Raw genomic sequence first — 20,996 nt, 5'->3', positions numbered from 1 at the left:
CCCCCCTCCCCCTCCCCCCCCCCCCCCCCCCCCCCCCCCCCGCCGCCGTGCTTCGCGCCGTCGTCACCGTTCCGCTCGTACTGCCGCCGATGGTCGGCGGCCTCGCCCTGCTGTTCCTGTTCGGCCGCACCGGATGGCTGGGCTTCACCGGCTGGCAGCTCCCGTTCACGACGACCGCCGTGGTGCTCGCCCAGACGTTCGTCGCCATGCCGTTCCTCGTGCTGGCGCTGGAGGGCGCACTGCGCACATCCGGACTGGACTACGAGCGGACGGCGGCAGGCCTCGGCGCCGGACGGTGGACGACGCTGTGGCGGGTCACGCTGCCGCTGGCCGGTCCTGGGCTGCTCTCCGGCGTCATCCTCTGCTTCGCCAGAGCGGTCGGCGAGTTCGGAGCGACAGCCCTGTTCGCGGGCAACGCGCCGGGCGTCACCCAGACCATGCCGCTCGCGATCTACACCGCGTTCAACGGCGGCGGCGTCAGCCAGGATGCCGCGGTCGCCCTCTCCCTCCTCCTGCTCGTGACGGCCATCGCGGTGCTCCTGCTCGTACGTGCCTGGCGTCCGGATGCCGCCGCGAAGGAAGGCATGACCAGAGAGGTCGTGCAGTGAGCGGATCCGCGGCAGCGCCCCGCAATGCGGCGGACGGCGTCGGATGGTCCGGTGAGGCTGACGCAGCGTCCGGATCGGTGCTGGACGCGCGCCTCCGCGTGGTCCGCGGCACCTATCGCCTCGACATCGAGCTGCACGCCGACGCCGGCGAAGTGGTCGCCGTGATGGGACCGTCCGGAGCGGGCAAGTCCACGATGTTCGAGGCGATCGCCGGATTCGTGTCGCTCGACGACGGTGAGGTGCGCCTCGACGGACGCACCCTGGACGCCGCATCCGGACCGCATGTGGCTCCGCACGAACGCGGAGTCGTGCTCATGGGCCAGGACGCCCGGCTCTTCCCGCACCTCTCGGCCCGCGAGAACGTGGCGTTCGGTCCCCGTGCCAGGGGCACATCGAAGGCGCTGGCACGAGCGGATGCCGACGCCTGGCTCGCCAACGTCGGCCTCCCCGATCTCGGCGACCGACGCCCGGCACAGCTGTCAGGCGGTCAGCAGCAGAGGGTCGCGCTCGCCAGGGCGCTGGCCACCGGCCCGCGCCTCCTGCTGCTGGACGAGCCGCTGCGCGCGCTGGATCCGGAGACCGCGGCGGATATCCGCCGCCTGCTGCGCGAGGTCTTGACAACGACCCGGACCACGACGCTGGTTGCGACGCACGACGCGAGCGACGCGGCATCCTTCGCCGACCGGATCGTCGTGCTCGAGAACGGGCACGTCACGCAGTCCGGTGCTGTCCACGACGTCTTCCGCGCACCGGCCACCCCGTTCGTCTCAGCGGTCTCCGCGACGCTGCCGCGCGATCGGGACCACGGGACGGAGAGCGACGCCACGAACGGCGCTGACTGGAGTGCGCGAGTCGTGCACGTGGCATCCGACGAGACCGGACTGCGCGTGCTGGCACGCACGGCGAACGGCGACGAGGTCGTGCTGCACTTCCCCTCGGGCGCGCGCGTCGCCGTCGGCTCGATCATCACCGTCGACTGAAACCCGCCGTCAAGAGATTCCAGGCGTGCCGTCACGGCATTCCTGACCTGCCATCACCGGATTCCTGGCACGTATTGTCGCTTCACCTGCCGGAAGCGGCAACACGCGCCAGGATTTCGTCGAGGCTCGCGGGCTGACTCCGAGAGCCGCAGACCGATTCGCACGATCGTTCCGGATCCCTGACGCGTGTTGTCGCTTCACCTGTCGGAAGCGACGACATGCGCCAGGAACTCCAGGGGCCGGCGTACGAGCGTGGGCGGACGCGCGGAGCCGTACCGGAGGAGGTTCCGCCGCCTACGGACGGTGCAGACGCTCCGCGTCGGGCGTCGTGACCGGATCCCAGCCCCGGCGCACGGGACGGCTGCCGCTGCGATCGTCGCGCGAGCGGTACACGATGTACGGCCGGAAAAGGTACTGCACCGGCGCAGAGAACACGTGCACCAGGCGGGTGAACGGCCAGATGATGAACAGCGCCGTCGCGCAGAGCGCATGCAGCTGGAACATCAGGGGCGCCTCGGCCATGAGCTGCGGCTGCGGCTGGAAGATGATGATGCTGCGCACCCACGGGCTGATGGTCTCGCGGTAGTTGTATCCCTCGCCGAACAGCTGGTAACCGAACGTCGCGAGCGTCCCGAAGAGCAACGTCGCACCGAGGAACACGTACATGACCTTGTCCATGCGCGTCGTCGCAAGAAACACGGGACCGACCGTGCGGCGACGGTAGATGAGGATGGCGAGCCCCGCGAGCGTGAGGATGGCCGCGGCCGTCCCCAGCACGGTGGCCCCGATGTGGTACATGAGCTCGTTGATCCCGATCGCGAAGAGCCACTCCTCGGGGATGAGCAGCCCCACCGCATGGCCCACGAGCACGCACAGGATGCCGAAGTGGAACATCGGGGATCCCCAGCGCAGCAGCCGGTTCTCATACGTCTGGCTCGACCTCGTGGTCCAGCCGAACTTGTCGTAGCGGTAGCGCCAGATATGCCCGACGACGAAGACCGCGATCGCGATGTACGGCAGCGCGACCCACAGCAGCATGGACCAGGCGTTCATTCGCTCTTCCTCTTCACTCGTGTGTCGTCATCCGGGCGCGCACTCACCGATCGTGCGGCGCGTACGGCGGCAGGCTGCCCAGGAAGCTCAGGCCAACCGTCTCGGTGGGCGGCCCCTCGCTGATCAGGTCCAGGTAGTGCTCGCGCGTCGCGTCGTCGATCGGCGGGAGAGACAGGGTCACGACGCGCACCACATCCGCCCACGGACTGGACATCTGCTCCAGCGCGGCGCGTAGCACCTCGATGCCCTCGCGATGGCTGCTGAGCAGGGCGCCGGCGATCTCCGAGTCGCTGACGGCGGAGAACTCCAGCACGGCCGGCAGGTAGTCCGGCAACTCGTCGGCGTCGAACTCCCAGCCGGCCGCCCGGTATGCCTCGAGAATCGTCACGAGGGCCGTGCCGCGCTTGCGCGTGTCCCCGGTGGCGAAGTACGTGAGGTACAGGCTGCACTTGCGCTTCAAGTCGAACGTGGCGACATACTGCTGCTCCCAGGCGAAGGCATCGCCACCCCGATCCGGAGCGGATGCCTTCAGCGCGGCATCCATGAAGCGGTCCAGCGGATCGCGCAGCTCGGCCGGCAACCCCGCCACGAGGGAACGCACCGTGGCGAGCTTGCCGAACCACGCGGCATCCGGATAGTCCAGCAGCACCGCACCGGCGAGGTGGACCCGCTTCCGCTGCTCGCGGGTGAGCGGGAGCGGATCGAGTCGTGCGGGCATTCGTCTGCGGGGCGTCACCCGCGTGCGTTCGCGGGTCGCACCGGATCGGCGGGTCTCGGTCATCGGACCGCCCCGCTCATCGGGAGTCCTCGTCGTGCGCGGACTCGTCGTGCGCTGGCTGGTGCCGTTCGTCCGGCGGGAACAGCCCTTCAGGGGCTCCGTTGCCGTCCCAGTTCAGCAGGTTGACGCGTCCGGGTGTCGACGGCCGGTCGGCGGTCTGCCTGTTGGCCAGAGCATGGAAGTTCTCAACAGCGACCGGCGTCGGATGTCCGCTGGAGGATCCGAACGGGCCAGCACCGCCCATGCCCGGACCGCCGTCGTAGTCCAGCGAGCAGGCGAGCTCATCGAGCTCACGCGCCTGCTCGGCATGCGCGGCGGGGATGACGTATCGGTCGTTGTACTTCGCGATGGCGAGCAGCCGGTACATCTCCTCGACCTCGGTGCCGGTCATGCCGACGGCGTTCGCGATCCGCTCGTCGCGCTCGTCGTCGAGGTTGATGCCGCGCATGTACGACCGCATGGCGGCGAGCTTGCGCAGCGATTCGTCCACCGGGCGCGTGTCGCCCGCCGTGAACAGCTCGGCGAGGTACTCGATCGGTATGCGCAGCTTGTCGATCGCGGCGAACAGCGTGCGCGCATCCTCGCCGTCGTTGCCGGATCCGGTGATCACGTCGACCACGGGTGACAGCGGCGGGATGTACCAGACCATCGGCATCGTGCGGTACTCGGGGTGCAGCGGCAGCGCGACCCGGTACTCCTTGATGAGCTTGTGGATCGGACTGTTCTGCGCCGCCTCGATCCAGTCCTGCGGGATGCCGTCACGCAGCGCCGCCTCGATCACCGCAGGATCGTGCGGGTCGAGGATGACGTCGCGCTGCGCATCCAGCAGGTCGTGCTCGTTCTCGGTCTTGGCGGCATCCGCCACCCTGTCGACGTCGTAGAGGATGAGCCCGAGGTAGCGCAGCCGTCCGACACACGTCTCGGAGCACACCGTCGGCAGGCCGACCTCGATGCGCGGGTAGCAGAGCGTGCACTTCTCGGCCTTGCCCGTCTTGTGGTTGAAGTACACCTTCTTGTACGGGCATCCGGAGACGCACATGCGCCAGCCGCGGCACTTGTCCTGGTCGACGAGCACGATGCCGTCTTCGACCCGCTTGTACATGGCGCCGGACGGACAGGATGCCACGCACGACGGATTGAGGCAGTGCTCGCAGATGCGCGGCAGGTAGAACATGAACGCCTGCTCGAACTCGGCGTTCACCTGCTCGCTCATCTTCTGCAGGATCGGATCGTCCTGCATGGTCTCCACGGATCCGCCGAGGTCGTCGTCCCAGTTCGCCGACCACGAGATCTTCATGTCCTGGCCGGTGAGCAGGCTCTTCGGTCGCGCGACGGGCGTCTGCTGGCCTCGTGGCGAGTTCAGCAGCATGTCGTAGTCGTACGTCCACGGCTCGTAGTAGTCGTGGATCTCCGGCAGGTTGGGGTTCGAGAAGATGTGTCCGAGCTTGGCCAGGCGTCCGCCACTGCGCAGCTTGAGACGACCGCGCTTGGTACGCGTCCATCCGCCTTGCCACTTGTCCTGATCCTCGTACCGCCGCGGGTAGCCGAGCCCTGGCCGGGTCTCCACGTTGTTGAACCACACGTACTCGACACCTGTGCGGTTGGTCCAGGCCTGCTTGCACGTGACGGAGCAGGTGTGGCATCCGATGCACTTGTCGAGGTTCATCACCATCGACATCTGCGCCATGACCTTCATCGGTACTGCACCTCCTGGCTCCGTCGCCGGATCGTCGTCACCTCGTCGCGCTGGTTCCCCGTCGGCCCCAGATAGTTGAACGCCCACGACAGCTGCGCGTAGCCGCCGATCAGGTGGCTCGGTTTCAGCAGGATGCGCGTGAGCGAGTTGTGGATGCCGCCGCGCAGGCCGCTGGTCTCCGTGATCGGCACGTCGACGGTGCGGTCCTTCGCGTGGTACATGTACACGGTTCCTTCCGGCATGCGGTGGGACACGATCGCGCGCGCGACCACGACGCCGTTGCGGTTGTACGCCTCGATCCACTCGTTGTCGCGCACGCCGATCTTGGCCGCATCCTGGACGCTCATCCAGATCTCCGGGCCACCGCGCGAGAGCGAGAGCATGAAGAGGTTGTCCTGGTACTCCGAGTGGATCGACCATTTGGAGTGCGGGGTCAGGTAGCGCACGGAGACCTCGGCCTGACCGTCAGCGCCCGGACCGGATGCGTTGCCCACGACGCCGAGCTTCGCGTCGCCGAACAGTCGGTGCATGTCCAGCGGCGGACGGTAGACCGGCAGATTCTCGCCGAGCTCCTCCATCCAGTCGTGGTCCAGGTAGAAGTGCTGGCGTCCGGTGAGCGTGTGCCAGGGCTTCAGCTGCTCCACATTGACCGCGAACGCGGTGTAGCGGCGTCCGCCGTGTTCGGATCCCGACCACTCCGGCGACGTGATGACACTGCGCGGCTGCACCTGCACGTCCGAGAACGTGATGTGCGTTCCCTCGTGCTCCTCGGCGAGGAACGCCAGCTTCTGGCCGGTCTTCGCCTCCAGCTGCTCGAATCCCTCGACCGCGAGCCGGCCGTTCGTCGTTCCGGAGAGCGCGAGGATCATCTCGCACGCCCGCTTGTCGGTGTCGAGCCGCGCGCGTCCACTCATCGGCCCGGCCTCGACGACGCCGTTCAGCCGCTTCAGTGCCGCCACCTCGGGACCCGGATGGTACGTGATGCCCTTCGTGACCATGCCGACGCTCTCCGTCAGCGGCCCCAGCGATCCCCACTTCTCCGCGATCGCCGGGTAGTCCCGCTCCACGACGACGAGCTTCGCCATCGTGACGCCGGGCTTCAGCGGAAGGTCCTCGATCGCGCCGTGCGGCGTGGCCATGGCATCGGGGGTGTCGTGCTGCAGCGGAGCCGCGACCACGTCGCGGCGAACACCGAGGTGCGTGCGCGCCAGCTGGCTGAAGCGCTCGGTCAGCACCTTGAACGTGTCGAAGTCCGTGCGCGTCTGCCACGGCGGGTCGATCGCCGGTGTGAACGAGTGCACGAACGGATGCATGTCCGTCGACGACAGGTCGTACTTCTCGTACCAGGTGGCTGTGGGCAGCACGATGTCGCTGAACAGCGTGGTGGACGTCATCCGGAAGTCGCTGGTGACCAGCAGGTCGAGCTTGCCGATCGGGGCATCCTCCCGCCAGTGGATGTCGCGCGGCCGGAAACCCGACGCAGCCTCGTCGACGCGGATGGCGGCATCCGTTCCGAGCAGATGCTTCAGGAAGTACTCGTTTCCTTTGCCGGAGGAGCCGAGCACGTTCGCCCGCCACATCGTCATGACGCGCGGCCAGTTCTCTGGAGCGTCGGGATCCTCGCAGGCGTAGTGCAGGGATCCGTCGTTCAGGCTCTCCACGATGTAGTCGGCGACCTCTTTACCCGCCGCCTCTGCCTCGTCGCACAGGTCGAGAGGGTTGCGGTCGAAGGTCGGATAGCTCGGCATCCAGCCGCGCTTCACGGATTCCACCAGGCAGTCCGCCGTCGTCCGACCGTCGAACGCGCCGCGCGCGAGCGGCGATGCGAGCTGGTTCGCCGGCAGCCCGTCGTACCGCCACTGGTCGGTGGCCAGGTAGAAGAAGGCCGTCCCGATCGCCTGCCGCGGTGGGCGGCTCCAGTCCGCCGCCCCTGCGTACTGGTTGTAGCCGGTCAGCGGCCGCACCTTCTCCTGCCCGACGTAGTGCGCCCATCCGCCGCCGTTGACGCCCTGGCAGCCGCACATCATCGTGAGCGCGAGGAACGTGCGGTAGATGGTGTCGGAGTGGAACCAGTGGTTCGTGCCAGCACCCATCAGGATCATCGAGCGCCCGCCGCTGCGCTCCGCGTTCTCCGCGAACTCGCGGCCGATGCGGATCGCCTGCGCCGCAGGCACCGACGTGATCTCCTCCTGCCAACTGGGCGTTCCCGGCGTTGAGGCGTCCTCGTAGTCGGACGGCCACTCGCCCGGCAGCCCGTCGCGGCCGACGCCGTAGCGGGCGAGCATGAGATCGAAGACCGTGGTGACGAGCTTGCCCGCCACGCGCCGCACGGGCACCCCGCGGACGACGACACCGGATCCGCCTGTGTGCTCCTGGCCCGGCTCCGGCGCCACGTCGAAGCGCGGCAGCGCGACCTCGGCCGCCCCGCCGTCCCAGTCGGCCAGGTCTGCGATCGACAGCGGCGGCACGACATCGCCGAGGTCGAGGTTCCACTTTCCTTCGTCCTCGGGGGCGAAGCGGTGCCCGAGGGATCCGCCCGGCACGAATGCCGACCCGTGCTGGTCGAGCACGACGGGTTTGAACTCGGCCCGGGCCGCGGCTGCCGCATCTCCTCCGAGATCGGATGCCGTGAGGAACTTGCCTGGCACGAGCCGGTCGCCGTTCTGCTCCACCGACACGAGGTACGGGGCATCCGTGTACCTGCGCATGTAGTCCTCGAAGCGCGGCGTGCGCTTCTGCACGAAGTGCTCGGTGAGGATGACGTGGCCCATCGCGATCCCGAGCGCCGCGTCGGTTCCCGGGTGCGGCGCGGCCCACTCGTCGGCGAACTTCGTGTTGTCGGTGTAGTCGGGCGACACCACGACGACCTTCGTGCCGCGGTAGCGGGCCTCCGTCATGAAGTGGGCGTCTGGTGTGCGGGTGACCGGCACGTTGGATCCCCACATGATCAGGTAGCTGGAGTTCCACCAGTCGGCGGACTCAGGAACATCCGTCTGGTCGCCGAAGACCTGGGGGCTCGCCACGGGCAGATCCGCATACCAGTCGTAGAACGACAGCATGGTGCCGCCCACCAGGTTGAGGAACCGGGATCCTGCACCGTGCGACACCATCGACATCGCAGGGATGGGCGAGAAGCCGGCGACGCGATCCGGCCCGTACTTCTTCACCGTGTACACGTGGGCGGCCGCGGCGATCTCGACGGCCTCGTCCCACACGACGCGCACCAGACCGCCCTTGCCGCGCACGCGCTTGTATGCGGCGGAGGCCCCCGCATCCTCCACGATCGACGCCCAGGCATCCACCGGATCCGAGTGCTGCTGCTTGGCTGCGCGGTAGAGCTGCAGCAGGGTGTCGCGCACATAGGGATAGCGCACCCGTGTCGGCGAATACGTGTACCAGCTGAAGGCGGCGCCGCGCGGGCATCCGCGTGGCTCGTATTCCGGCGAGTCCGGACCTACGGACGGATAGTCCGTCTGCTGTGTCTCCCACGTGATGATGCCGTCCTTGACGTACACCTTCCACGAGCACGAGCCCGTGCAGTTCACACCGTGCGTCGACCGCACCACCTTGTCGTGCGACCATCTGTCGCGATAGAACACGTCACCGTCACGACCGCCCTTGAGGAACAGCGTCCGCAGATCGGGCGACACCTCGCCCGGCCTCAGGTACTTGCCGAGTTCGACGAGGGCATCGGCCAGCGGGCCGTCGGTGGCCGGATCGGTGCGGGTGCGCGGAGTCATGTGTCCTCGTCTCTTTCGATGCCCTGTGTCTTCGATTCCTGCGTCTTCGATTCCTGCGTCTTCAATCCGTGTGTCGCGCCGGCCGTCAGCTCTTCGCCTCGGCACCGGGCCGCACGTAGTACCACCAGGCCAGCCAGATGCAGATCGCGCACAGAATGACCGACCAGATGAAGAAGGGAACCGGACCGACCAGCGACAGCAGCACGCCGACGAAGAACGGCCCGAATGCCGCGACGGATGCCGTGAATCCGATCGCACCGCCCGCCTGCCGCTTCGCGAAGATCGTCGGCATCTGTTTGAAGGTGCCAGCGTTCACCAGTCCGGAGAAGAAGAAGATGATCAGGATGCCGGTGGCGAAGCCTGCGAAATCGCCCTTGTCATCGGGGTTGAGGAAGAAGACCGTCACGAAGCATCCGGCGAACATGCCGATGGATCCGATGAATGTGAAGATGCCGCCGCCGAACCTGTCGCACAGCGGTCCGACGGCGGCACGCACCAGCGCACCGATCGCCGGTCCGATGAATGCGAAGGCCACCCCGTTCGGGCCGCCGGCATCCGGTCCGCCCCACAGGTTCTTGATCAGCAGGGCGGTCTGCGCCGACAGCCCCGAGAACAGCCCGAATCCCATCACGTAGAGCACGGTCTGGATCCACGTGTGCTTGAGCCGGAAGATGTCGAGCTGGTCGCGGAAGTTCGCCTTCACCGGCACCCTGCGGATGTAGAGGAAGGCCACGATCGCGGCCAGCAGCACCCACGGCACGAGCACGAGTCCGCCGTTGTGCAGCCAGATCAGCTTGCCGGTCTCATCCGTCTGCGGCGTGAGCGCGGCCGTGCCGAACAGGCCGAAGCCCACCACCCACGGCGTGAGCAGTTGCACGAACGAGATGCCGAAGTTGCCGAGTCCGGCCTGCAGACCGAGTGCCGTGCCGCTCAGCCGTTTGGGGAAGAAGTAGCTGGTGGAGGGCATGAAGCCCGAGAACGTGCCGCCGCCGACTCCTGCCGCGAAGGCGAGCAGCATCAGCATCCAGAACGGGGTGTGCGTGTCGCGCACCGCGAAGGTCCAGCCGAGCAGCGGGATGAGCAGCAGAAGGGCGGAAAGGACGACCAGCGTGCGCGACCCGAGCACCGGCGGAAGGAACATGAACACGAACCGCAGCACGCCGGCGGAGACACCGGGGATCGCCACGATCCAGTAGAGCTGTCCGGGATCCAGCGCGAAGCCGACCTCGTTGAGCCGCGGCGCGACGGCGCTCACCACGTACCACGTCGCGAAGCTGATGAACATCGTGTACGTGGTGATGGTGAGCGTCCACCACGCGCGCTTCGGATCCCAGGTCGCCGGGTTCTCAGGGTTCCAGTTGGACAGATCTGGCTTGAGCTCTGAGCCCGTGACGACGGCCATTGCTGACTCCCCCAGGTCGGCGGATCCGTGTACTCGCAGTCGACGCAGCCGCGTCATCTGCAACATTGCTCCCATCTCGGCGGCAGGTCCAGCATCCGCAGCCGTGAGCCGAAACCTCACGGCAGGGAGTGCAATCGCGCCACCTGCGCACTGTTGCGCCGCCCGGCACGGCGCAACAGTACGCACATGGCGCGGCTGAGCGAGCGTCGCGGCTCGGCCCAGCGGCCGCCACGACCCCCCGTCTCCTCGGCCGCGCCGACATCCCGCCGACACACTCGCGGTCTACGGTGGGACGATGGCGGCCGAGCGGATGCAAGCGACGACGGATGCCCGTGGTCGCGGCCTTCACGACCTGCGCATCTCGGTCACCGACCGCTGCAACTTCCGCTGCGTGTACTGCATGCCGAAGGAGATCTTCGGCCGGGATCACGTGTTCCTCCCACAGGAGCACCTCCTCACGTTCGAGGAGATCGTGCGCATCACGCGCGCCGGCATCGCGAACGGCGTGCGCAAGCTGCGGATCACCGGCGGCGAGCCGCTGCTGCGACGCGACATCGACCAGCTGGTGGGCATGCTGTCCCCGTTGCGCACGACGGATGGCCATCCGCTCGACATCGCGATGACGACGAACGGCGCGGCGCTCGCGCACAAGGCGACCGCCCTGAAGACGGCGGGGCTGAGCCGCGTCACGGTCTCGCTGGACTCCCTCGACGACGAGGTGTTCCGACGCATGAACGACGTCGACTTCCCCGTCGCGCGCGTGCTCGACGGCATCAGCGCCGCTCAGGATGCCGGGTTCGCCTCGATCAAGGTCAACACCGTCGTCAAGCGCGGCGTCAACGACCGCGACGTCGTGGCGATCGCCGAGCACTTCCGCGGCACGGGCATCACGGTGCGCTTCATCGAGTTCATGGATGTCGGCACCACCAACCGCTGGAACCTCGACCAGGTCACGCCGTCCGCCGAGGTGATCGCACGCATCGATGCGGAGCATCCGCTCGCACCGCTGCCCGCGACGTATCCGGGCGAGACGGCAACGCGGTGGCGCTACCGCGACGGCGCGGGCGAGATCGGGGTCATCTCCAGCGTGAGCGCCCCGTTCTGCGGATCCTGCGGTCGCGCCCGCATCTCCGCCGACGGCAAGCTTTTCACCTGCCTGTTCGCCTCGAGCGGGCACGACCTGAGGGCGCTGCTGCGCGACGGATGCTCGGATGCGGCACTCGAGGCATCCCTCGCCGGCAGCTGGTCGGCGCGCGGCGACCGCTACTCCGAGCTGCGCTCCGCGGCAGGATCCGACTCCCGCACGGCATCGACCGAGCGCGTGGAGATGTCGTACATCGGCGGCTGAGCGCGCCTCTGGCGGCATCCCACAAAAGACGTCGCGCGCAGACCCGACGGCGGGAGGCATTCCCACAGTCGGCCCCGGAACCGCGGTGGACCCTGCCTATGATCTGTGGATTCCCCGGACCAGTGCGTCCGGGACGTCAACCGGCTCCGCACAAGGGTGCGGCCGCCCGCCGAAGGAGGAAGGTTTCGCGATGGAGCGCGACATTTACGACGAGGACCACGAGGCATTCCGCGATCTGGTGAAGGCGTTCGTGAAGCGACACGTCACGAACGAGGCGATCCAGCGCTGGGACGCCGAGGGTGAGATCGACCGCGAGACGATGAAGGCTGCCGCCGAGGCCGGCCTGCTCGGCCTGTCGGTGCCCGAGGAGTTCGGCGGCGCCGGGATGCTCGGCGACTACCGCTTCCGCGCGGTCGTGAACGAGGAGATCATCGGTGCGGGCGCCGGATCGCTTGCCGGCGCATTCGGCATCCAGGACGACCTCGCCGTTCCGTACTTCGTGCACATGGGCACGCAGGAGCAGAAGGCCAAGTGGCTTCCTCGCATGGCGACCGCCGAGGTGATCGGCGCCCTCGCGATGACCGAGCCGGGTGCAGGGTCCGACCTGCGCGGCATCAAGACCACCGCGAAGAAGGTGGAGGGCGGCTACCTGGTGAACGGCGCCAAGACGTTCATCTCCAGCGGCAAGACGGCGGATGTCGTCGTCACCTTCGTGAAGACCGGCGAAGGCAATCGCCCAGACGCCTTCAGCATCGTGCTCATCGAGGACGGCATGGAGGGCTTCGAGCACGGCAACAAGCTGAACAAGATCGGTTTCCACGGCCACGACACCGCCGAGCTCTCGTTCAACGATGTGTTCGTGCCCGAGGAGAACCTGCTGGGCGGCGAAGAGGGCCGCGGATTCATCCAGCTCATGATGAACCTCCCGCTCGAGAGGCTCTCGATCGGTGTCGCCGCGGCGGCCGCCGCGCAGGCCGGGCTCGCCTGGACGCTGGACCACACGAAGAACCGCGAGGCGTTCGGCGAGCGGATCATCGACTTCCAGAACACCCGCTTCCGCATTGCCGACGTCGCCACCGCGGTCGACGCGACCTGGGCCTACGTCGACGCCGCGCTGCGCGCCTACGCGAACGGCAAGCTGTCGGCCGATGAAGCGGCGAAGGTCAAATTCTGGGCGACCGAGCGCGAGTGGGAGGTGCTCGACACGTGCCTGCAGCTGCACGGCGGCTACGGCTACATGGTCGAGTATCCGATCGCACGCGCGTGGGCGGATGCCCGCGTGCACCGCATCTACGGCGGCACGAACGAGATCATGCGCGACATCGTGAGCCGTCCGATCGCCGGCAAGAGGTAGCGATCGGAGGCCCATCGCCTGATACGGCGGCGTCCCGGCCTCGGGGCGCCGCCGTTCTGCGTGCGGGGGCGTCATCCTGCATCCGCGTCGGCATGAGAGCGAGAACGGCGGCACGAACCGGATCGCTCCGGCACCCGGGTCAGCCGGGCAGAGCCGCGCGGCGGGCTCGCGAGCGGTTCACATGGCGTGCCAGCAGCATCCCGACGATCACGCAGGGCACCCACGACGCCCATGCGAGCCAGGGATAGAGCCGCGAGAACATGTCGGCGGCGATGATGGCGCCGTTCTCCGCACGGATCACGACCGCGGCGAACGTGAGGCTGAAGTTGGTGATGATCCAGAAGCGGTGCGCCACGATGTCTCCGCGGATCAGAATGCCGCGCAGCGCCATCGCCAGCGTGAACAGCCACACGATCCCGAGCGTGCAGAATCCGCTCGTCACGATGAACCGTCCACCGGCGATGATTCCCGGATACGCGTGGAACGACATGAAGATCGCGCACGTCGCGGAGAAGGCGACGGCCACCGCGTAGATCGTGCCGAACACGCGGTGTGTCCTGGTGTAGCCGTTGCGGAGCGCGTTCACCAGGTTGATCGGACCGGCGATGAGCGCGACTGTGCCCCCCGCAATGTGGCCGAACAAGGGCACTGCGTAGGTCGCGAAGGTCTGCTCCTGCTGGTTGAAGTAGTAGTCGCGCAGGAACGGCATCGCCGGCATCACGACGAAGTAGAGCGAGCTCATGGCGAGCGCGACCAGCATGCTCGGCACCGCGACGAGCAGGATCACCGTGACGTAGCCGCGATGCGGACTCGTCCGAACGGCAAGAGCTGAGGATGCGTCGGGGGCGACCACGCGCACAGTGTGGCACCGCGTCGGGGTGGACGCCACTGTCCATTCGGATGCATGCGAGTCGGCTTCGCCCCCCGAGGAGCACGCCTCCTCGGGGGCGAAGCGTGCCGCTGCGGCACAGGACGCGCGCCGTCCCCGCCGAGCCGCCCGCTCGAGAAGCGACGACAGGATGCTCGGCCCCCGACCCCAGCGAACGCAAAGGCGCGAGCGCGTAGCCTGGCGTTCCCTTCGTTTCGCTCATATGTGCAGTCTGCGCAAACTTGCGCGATGGCAATCTTGCACAACGTGCATGATCGGCGTAATGTTGCACCGCCTGCAAGAAATTGCCCGCCAAAGTCGGCGCCCGGTGCCGACGAACGGTGACGGGTGCCGCGCCCATCCCGAACCACCGTCACTCGAAGGGCTGGCATGTCCACCGCAACCGCTCCCGTGCAGACCGTAGGGTCTGCACCAGGATCGAAGCCGATCATGACCCATCGGCAGATCCTCTTCGTCATCTACGGCCTCATGGCCGGCATGTTCTTGTCGTCGCTCGACCAGACCATCGTCGGCACGGCCATCCGCACCATCGGCGACGACCTCCACGGTCTCGACCAGCAGGCGTGGGTCACCACGGCCTACCTGATCACCTCCACCATCTCGGTGCCGATCTACGGCAAGCTCTCCGACATCTTCGGCCGGCGCCCGCTGTTCATCTTCGGCATCGTCGTGTTCGTCATCGGCTCGCTGCTGTCGTCGTTCTCGACGTCGATGCTCATGCTGGCCGCCTTCCGTGCGTTCCAGGGCATCGGCGCCGGCGCCATGATGGCCCTGCCGCTGGCCATCATGGGCGACATCCTCGCTCCTCGCGAGCGAGCGAAGTACCAGGGGTACTTCTTCGCCGTGTTCGGCATCTCCTCCGTGATCGGTCCGCTCGTCGGCGGCATCTTCGCCGGGGCGAACTCGATCCTGTGGGTCACCGGATGGCGCTGGGTCTTCCTCATCAACGTGCCGATCGGCATCGTCGCGCTGCTCATGGTCGTCGCGTTCCTGCACCTGCCCAAGGTGAGTGCGAAGAAGAAGCCGCGCATCGACTGGTGGGGGGCTACGTCCGTCATCGTCGCGCTGGTTCCGCTGCTCCTCGTGGCGGAGCAGGGCCGTGAATGGGGTTGGACCTCGGCCGGTTCCATCGCGTGCTACGTGATCGGTGTCGTCGGTGCCGTCGCGTTCATCGTCGTCGAGGTCCTCATGAAGGAAGACGCGATCATCCCGATGAAGCTGTTCCGCTCCGGCACGTTCTCGATGGCGACCGTCATCGGTGTGCTCGTCGGATTCGGCATGTTCGGCGCCATGATGACCATCCCCCTGTACCTGCAGATCGTCACCGGCCTGTCGCCGACCGCGTCCGGCTTCGCCATGATCCCGATGGTCATCGGACTGATGATCGCGTCGCTCGGCTCTGGCCAGCTCGTCGCACGCACCGGCAAGTACCGCATCTTCCCGGTCACGGGCACGCTGTTCACCGCTGTGGGCTTCCTGATCATGACGTTCCTGAAGTACGACAGCCCGTTGTGGTTCCTGATGGTCGGCACCTTCGTGATCGGCCTCGGCCTCGGCCAGCTGATGCAGTCCCTTGTGCTCGCCAGCCAGAACTCGGTGAAGCCGCAGGACATGGGTGTCGCGAGCAGTGCCGCCACCTTCTTCCGTCAGATCGGTGGAACGCTCGGCACGGCGATCATGCTCTCCGTGCTGTTCTCGGTGCTGCCAGCGAACATCGTGCACGCCACGGCGGACACGTCGACGCTGAGCTCCGCGCTCGATGCCGCACTGAACCCGGCCGTGGCCACCAAGGCCGAGAACAAGCCGATCATGAAGCAGCTCTGGAACCCGATCGTCACCCCGATCGAGACGAACGTGCAGAAGCAGCTCGACTCGGCATCCGACCAGGCGAAGGCTGCAGCAGGCAAGGCCGTGACCGAGAAGGTCACGGAGGCCGTGAATGCCCAGGTCGCAGCGGGAGTGATCCCCGAGGCTGCGGCTTCCACCGTCATCCAGCAGCAGGTCGCAGCGGCAACCCCCGCCGCCGAGGAGGCCGCGCTCGGCGTCGTCGCCAAGAAGGCGTACGCCACGGTGACCGACGGCCACGTCGCGGTGGACTGGTCCAACACGAACCAGCGTTCGCACTGGGTCGACCAGCTCACGCCCACGCTCGAGAAGCAGATGAAGAAGAACGACGCGAAGTCGACGGCCGCGAGCAATTCCACCAGCGACACGTCGTTCCTGAACGGCGCGGACAGCCGGCTGAGCAAGCCGTTCATGGTCGGATTCACGCAGTCCGTCGTGACGGTCTACTGGGTCGGGTTCGGTGTGATCCTGCTCGCGTTCATCCTCACCTGGTTCTTCAAGGTGCCGCCGCTGCGCAAGACGTCGGCCCTGCAGGAGCAGGCTGACGCAGCGGGACTGAGCGAGACCGGCTCGATCCAGCTCCAAGGCGCATGATCGCCCGCCCGGGACGGCCTGTTGACAGGCCGTCCCGGGCCGCCACACGCCAGAATGGGAACATCATGATCACCGCTCAGCAGACCCCCGCTCAGCAGGCAGCCGGCGACACACTGCGAGAGCGCAAGAAGCAGCACACGTGGCAGGCGATCCACGAAGCTGCCCTCGAGCTCGTGGACCTGAACGGTCTCGATGGCACGACGATCGAGCAGATCTGCCAGCACGCCGACGTGTCGCCCCGCACGTTCTTCAACTACTTCCCGTCGAAGGCGGCCGCCGCGCTCGGTCTGCCGGAGACCGCGATCTCACCGGAGACCATCGACCAGTTCAAGGTGGCGACCGGCGACCTCGTTCCGGCGCTGTGCCATCTGGTGGGCGAGCCGGCCGATGCCCGGCTCGACCGCATCCGCATGAAGGACATGATCCATCGGCGTCCTGAGTTGATGCCCGCCTTCACGCAGTGGATGACGAGCGTGCGGGAACAGTTCGTTCAGCTCGCCGAAGAGCGCTCGCCCTCCCACGAGGAGGCGATGACGGCCGTCACCCTGGTGATGGCCGCGTTCGGACTCATCGTCCACGACCACTCGGATCAGGATGCCCCGGCATCCGAACGCCTGCAGGAAGCGGTCGACAAGCTGGTCGCCGTGCGCGCGGCGAAGCTGACGTCGCCGAAGTAGCGCGCGGACTCGGAGCGGCGCGCCTGGCATCCGCATCTCTGTGCCCGCCGATGGCAGTCCCGAAGGGGCTGCCATTTTTCGTTGCGGGACTCCCGTCGCGATGGGGTGGGCCCGCGGACCCGTGTACGGCGTGGGCTCGTGAGGCCGATCGGTCGCGGCGGCCCACCGAAGGCTTTGGTTCGCTATGTGTTTTCCGAATGACAACAGGATGTTTTTCGAGCGCTTTCTGTGACACCGCACAGGCTCCGGATCGGGCTCGGAAAAGTCGCGCTCCTACGGTTCTGATGTCCCGGTCGGCTCACCCGTCGCTGCCGCGGACTGCAGACGTATCCGAAGGAGAACCCGATGTTCCTCACCTATCTCAGACGCGAGCTGAGCAATCGCAAGAAGCAGAGCGTGATCATCGCCATAGGGATGGCGCTCGCGATCGCGCTCGTCATCCTCGTCAACGGCGTCTCGACCGGCGTGAAGGACGCCGAGGCGACGGCGCTGGAGTCGGTGAACGGGGTGGGAACCGACATCACGATCTCGCAGACCGCCAAGCCGGGATCGGGCAACCAGCGTTTCGACTTCGGATCCGGCAGCAACGGCAACGGCAACGATGGCAGCACCGACCTGTCGCAGAGCCGGCTCTCCACCGCGATGGGGTCGGCCACTTACAGCTCGTCCGCGCTGACCACGGTGAAAGCCGTCGACGGCGTCAAGGCCGCGACCGCGACCCTGTCGCTGCAGAACAGCACGTTCTCGGGCCAGATCGCGCAGCAGGACGGCACGGGCGGCGACAGCTCGCAGGCGCAGGCGACCCCGCCCTCCGGCGGCAGCAACGGAGGCGGCATGGGACCGAGCTCGTTCGGAATCGATCAGTTCACCGTGACCGGCATCTCGCTCGACACCCGCAGTGTGGGCCCGATGAGCTCGACGACGCTCACCAGCGGCCGCTACCTGACCTCCGCCGACTCCGGTGAACACGACGTCGTGCTCGACAGAAGCTACGCGAAGAGCGCGGGCAAGAAGGTGGGCAGCACCGTGAAGATCGGCGACACCAGTTTCAAAGTCGTCGGCATCGTGAAGTCCACGTCGTCGTCATCGACGACCGCGTCGAACGCGTACATCCCGCTCGACACGGCGCAGAAGCTCGCCGACCTCGACGGCAAGATCACCGACGTGTACGTGACCGCGACCTCCGCAGGCGACGTCTCCTCGCTCAAGACCGCTCTCGAGAAGGTGCTCCCGAACGCGACGGTGAACACGCAGGCGGATCTCGCGGCCAGCGTCTCCGGATCGCTCTCGACGGTCTCCACCCTGGTGACCAACCTGGGCACCTGGCTCTCGCTGCTCGTGCTGGCAGCGGCCTTCCTCATCGCCGTGCTGTTCACGATCTCCGGCGTCAGCCGACGTACCCGTGAGTTCGGCACCCTCAAGGCCATCGGCTGGAGCAACGGACGTGTCGTTCGGCAGGTCACCGGCGAATCCCTCGTGAACGGCCTCGTCGGCGGCGCGATCGGCGCCGTGGTCGGCATCGCGAGCATCCTCATCGTCAACGGGATCTCGCCGACGCTGTCCGTGGGATCCGGCGGCGGCGCGCCCTCCGGTGCGGGCGCGGGCCCAGCCTCCGGCGCCCCGAGCGGCGGAATACCCGGCGGCGGATCGGCTGCCATGCAGAACGCCAGCGAGATCACACTGCACATTCCGCTGACGGCGGGCATCATCCTCATCGCGGTCGGCTTGTCCGTGCTCGGCGGGCTCATCGCCGGAGCGTTCGGCGGGTGGCGGGCATCGCGGCTCCGTCCGGCCGAGGCCCTGCGGAGCGTCGCCTAGCGGCGCTCGCGACTCCGCACTTTCCGATCGGCCCTCGGGCGGCCACAGGCCGATCGGAAGGGGCCATCCCGCCGCACCCCTTACCCGGTCAGACGATCCCGTCTGCGCGGACGGCCCCGTTCCCGACACACGCATTCCCTTCAGGAGGACACCATGACCGAGAGCAACACCCTGCAGATTCCGACCGAATCCACACGTGACACCCTTGGCGTTGCGTACTCCCTGCGTGGCGTCGTCAAGACGTACAAGCAGAAGGGACGAACCGTGCAGGCGCTGCGCGGCATCGACCTGGAGATCCCGCGCGGACAGCTCGTGGCTGTGCAGGGTCCGACCGGCGGCGGAAAGTCGACGTTGCTGCAGATGCTCGGCGCGCTCGACCGTCCCACGTCCGGAACCGTCATGCTCGGCGCGCACGATCTGTCGCGGGCATCCGACAAGTCGCTCGCGACAGTGCGCGGAACGGAGATCGGATTCGTCTTCCAGGGCTTCAACCTGATCCCGACGCTCACGGCGGCCGAGAACGTGGAGACGGCGTTCGCCACGGACGACGTACCGCGGGCCGAACGCCGGCGACGCAGTGCGGAGGCGCTGGCATCCGTCGGTCTCGCCGACCGAGCGGACCACCGACCGAGCGAGCTGTCCGGCGGTCAGCAGCAGCGCGTGGCGATCGCCCGCGCCCTGGTCAAGGAGCCCGACGTGCTGCTGGCCGACGAGCCGACGGGAAGCCTCGACGAGGCGACACGCGACGAGATCATGGTGCTGCTCGAGAGGGTGTGGCGCGAGCGACTGCTGACCGTCGTCATCGTCACGCACGACTCGGCCGTCGCGCGCCGCGCCGAGCGTCGACTGCGCATCAAGGACGGACGCGTCACCGAGATCTGAGCCGCGTCCGACGTGAGCTCCGGGCCATCCACACGGCGTGGGATGGGGATCGGTTCACCGCCGTGAACAGGCTTGAGCAAATCTTGAGGTGATCCCGCGGAACCCTCTTCGCGGCATTGGCAAGATTGGTCGGGTCGCGCCTCGCGCGGCGAAGCCCTCAACCCACAATGGCGCGCACCGAAGGTGCCGTCACGCCCGTTGATCGCTGGTTCAAGCGTCACGGTGAGGTGCTGGGCCCGTCTTCCGCAACCCGAAAGGCGGGACGGACCCAGCGCCCGGGGGCTCCGGCTCGAGCGCCCGGCGTGCCCGTACCGCGGCGAGCCTGTCTCAGAAACCGCGGCCCTCGCGCACACGGCCTTCGGGCAGACGACCTTCAGACGCTTGCCTGCCGGGTCCGACCGATGCTCGCATCGACCTCCGTCGTCGCCGTGGCGATCGTGCGCGCACCCTGCACGAAGGCGACATCCAGGCTGTTGGAGGCCAGCGTCGCGCGGATCGTCGTCTCAGCACGCAGCTCGCCGAACGTGGGAAAGGCCACCGTGAGGGAGCGCGGTGGCGCGCCGTGCACATCCTCGTGCAGCAGCGCCGCCGCGTGCAGGAGCAGCATGCCTGGGAGATGGTCCACTGCATGATCGAAGAAGAACGGGTCGGACTCGTCGACGGACAGACGCGCCAGCAGCGTGTCATCCGCTCGTTCCGTTATCTCGATGAGCGGCGAGGACATTCCACGGATGTCGTCGCCGAGCCGCTGCGCATTGCGACGGATCGCCCGGTAGTCGGAGTCGGAGAGCACACGGGCACTCACGTGTCCAGAGGCGAGTCCAGGCAACCGGTAGTCGACCTCGAGGATGTGCGGCAGGCCTTTGCGCAGCTGGATCTCGGCGAAGTCCACCTCGAGGCGTCCGGTCACGGCACCGAAGCGGGGGAACTCGAGGGTTTCGACCTCCACGTTCACGGTGATGCTCGAGACCACGAACTGCACCGACTGTCCCAGATCGAGGCCCACCACGCAGATCGCGAGGCCGGCCTGACGGAATGCCTCGGCCAGCAGGGAGACCGGAACCTGCGACGGCGCCGGATGACACAGCCAGTGGCTCCGCGGAATCTCGACGTCCGCCCACCAGGTCTGGCCGGAGACGTGCTCGATGCCCCAGACCAGCAGTTCCGACCGGGTCGAACGGTGGGCAGCGCTGTTATCGATGAGTGCCACGTGAACGCACCTTAACGTGTCCCGCTCGCGTCGATGGTGGCGCGGGCGAACGATGGCGGCCGCGAATCGTCTCGGGCCTCTTCGACCGCGGCCGGGGCGAGGTGATTCAACAGTACTGGTCG

At 67.5% G+C, this 20,996-nt stretch carries 15 protein-coding genes; 8 read left to right on the top strand and 7 right to left on the bottom strand.

Annotation, left to right across the window (positions count from 1 at the left end; all coding sequences use genetic code 11):
* Positions 1 to 608 (top strand): molybdate ABC transporter permease subunit (locus ACX9R5_RS06150; RefSeq protein WP_459408116.1); only part of this gene is annotated, 608 nt, incomplete at its 5' end.
* Positions 605 to 1,588 (top strand): ABC transporter ATP-binding protein, encoded by a 984-nt coding sequence (locus tag ACX9R5_RS06145; protein ID WP_459408115.1) that lies wholly within the window; start codon positions 605 to 607, stop codon positions 1,586 to 1,588. The genes ACX9R5_RS06150 and ACX9R5_RS06145, both read left to right, overlap by 4 nt.
* Before the next feature lie 294 nt (positions 1,589 to 1,882).
* Here ACX9R5_RS06145 and narI read toward each other — a convergent pair whose 3' ends face one another.
* The 5 genes from narI to ACX9R5_RS06120 all read right to left on the bottom strand — a co-directional run bounded on the left by narI (position 1,883) and on the right by ACX9R5_RS06120 (position 10,323).
* On the bottom strand, positions 1,883 to 2,641 hold the full coding sequence (gene narI, locus ACX9R5_RS06140; RefSeq protein WP_459408114.1) for a respiratory nitrate reductase subunit gamma: 759 nt from the start codon (positions 2,639 to 2,641) through the stop codon (positions 1,883 to 1,885).
* Positions 2,642 to 2,684: 43 nt separating this feature from the next.
* Positions 2,685 to 3,422: a nitrate reductase molybdenum cofactor assembly chaperone gene (narJ, locus tag ACX9R5_RS06135; protein WP_459408113.1), complete on the bottom strand. Its 738-nt coding sequence runs from the start codon at positions 3,420 to 3,422 to the stop codon at positions 2,685 to 2,687.
* Positions 3,423 to 3,435: 13 nt separating this feature from the next.
* Positions 3,436 to 5,115, bottom strand: coding sequence for a nitrate reductase subunit beta (narH, locus tag ACX9R5_RS06130; protein WP_459408112.1), 1,680 nt, complete (start codon positions 5,113 to 5,115; stop codon positions 3,436 to 3,438).
* Positions 5,112 to 8,855, bottom strand: coding sequence for a nitrate reductase subunit alpha (locus tag ACX9R5_RS06125; protein ID WP_459408111.1), 3,744 nt, complete (start codon positions 8,853 to 8,855; stop codon positions 5,112 to 5,114). The genes narH and ACX9R5_RS06125 overlap by 4 nt, the downstream gene beginning before the upstream one ends.
* Before the next feature lie 85 nt (positions 8,856 to 8,940).
* Positions 8,941 to 10,323 carry an MFS transporter gene (locus ACX9R5_RS06120; protein WP_459408110.1) on the bottom strand — a complete coding sequence of 461 codons (1,383 nt, stop codon included), beginning with the start codon at positions 10,321 to 10,323 and terminating at the stop codon, positions 8,941 to 8,943.
* 229 nt (positions 10,324 to 10,552) lie between these two features.
* Between ACX9R5_RS06120 and moaA the strand changes: the two genes are divergently transcribed.
* Positions 10,553 to 11,605, top strand: coding sequence for a GTP 3',8-cyclase MoaA (gene moaA, locus ACX9R5_RS06115; protein ID WP_459408109.1), 1,053 nt, complete (start codon positions 10,553 to 10,555; stop codon positions 11,603 to 11,605).
* A gap of 190 nt (positions 11,606 to 11,795) precedes the next feature.
* Positions 11,796 to 12,959 (top strand): acyl-CoA dehydrogenase family protein, encoded by a 1,164-nt coding sequence (locus tag ACX9R5_RS06110; RefSeq protein WP_459408108.1) that lies wholly within the window; start codon positions 11,796 to 11,798, stop codon positions 12,957 to 12,959.
* A 139-nt stretch (positions 12,960 to 13,098) separates the two neighbouring features.
* On the opposite strand, the gene ACX9R5_RS06105 is transcribed toward ACX9R5_RS06110, so the two are convergent.
* A complete protein-coding gene (locus ACX9R5_RS06105) occupies positions 13,099 to 13,812 on the bottom strand; it encodes a DUF2306 domain-containing protein (protein WP_459408107.1) in 714 nt (237 codons plus the stop codon).
* Positions 13,813 to 14,277: 465 nt separating this feature from the next.
* Here ACX9R5_RS06105 and ACX9R5_RS06100 point away from each other — a divergent pair, with 465 nt between their 5' ends.
* The 4 genes from ACX9R5_RS06100 to ACX9R5_RS06085 all read left to right on the top strand — a co-directional run bounded on the left by ACX9R5_RS06100 (position 14,278) and on the right by ACX9R5_RS06085 (position 19,664).
* Positions 14,278 to 16,287 carry an MDR family MFS transporter gene (locus ACX9R5_RS06100; RefSeq protein WP_459408106.1) on the top strand — a complete coding sequence of 670 codons (2,010 nt, stop codon included), beginning with the start codon at positions 14,278 to 14,280 and terminating at the stop codon, positions 16,285 to 16,287.
* A 65-nt stretch (positions 16,288 to 16,352) separates the two neighbouring features.
* Complete coding sequence (locus ACX9R5_RS06095) at positions 16,353 to 16,964, top strand: TetR/AcrR family transcriptional regulator (protein WP_459408105.1); 612 nt, start codon at positions 16,353 to 16,355, stop codon at positions 16,962 to 16,964.
* Positions 16,965 to 17,309: 345 nt separating this feature from the next.
* Positions 17,310 to 18,782, top strand: a complete 1,473-nt coding sequence (locus tag ACX9R5_RS06090) for an ABC transporter permease (protein ID WP_459408104.1) — start codon at positions 17,310 to 17,312, stop codon at positions 18,780 to 18,782.
* Positions 18,783 to 18,935: 153 nt separating this feature from the next.
* Complete coding sequence (locus ACX9R5_RS06085; RefSeq protein WP_459408103.1) at positions 18,936 to 19,664, top strand: ABC transporter ATP-binding protein; 729 nt, start codon at positions 18,936 to 18,938, stop codon at positions 19,662 to 19,664.
* Between the two features lie 373 nt (positions 19,665 to 20,037).
* Here the strand turns inward: ACX9R5_RS06085 and ACX9R5_RS06080 are convergent, their stop codons facing one another.
* Positions 20,038 to 20,874, bottom strand: coding sequence for an AfsA-related hotdog domain-containing protein (locus ACX9R5_RS06080; RefSeq protein WP_459408102.1), 837 nt, complete (start codon positions 20,872 to 20,874; stop codon positions 20,038 to 20,040).
* Positions 20,875 to 20,996: the final 122 nt, after the last annotated feature.

It is taken from the genome of Rathayibacter sp. CAU 1779, from assembly GCF_054551755.1.
This window is presented reverse-complemented; position numbering and strand designations above follow the sequence as displayed.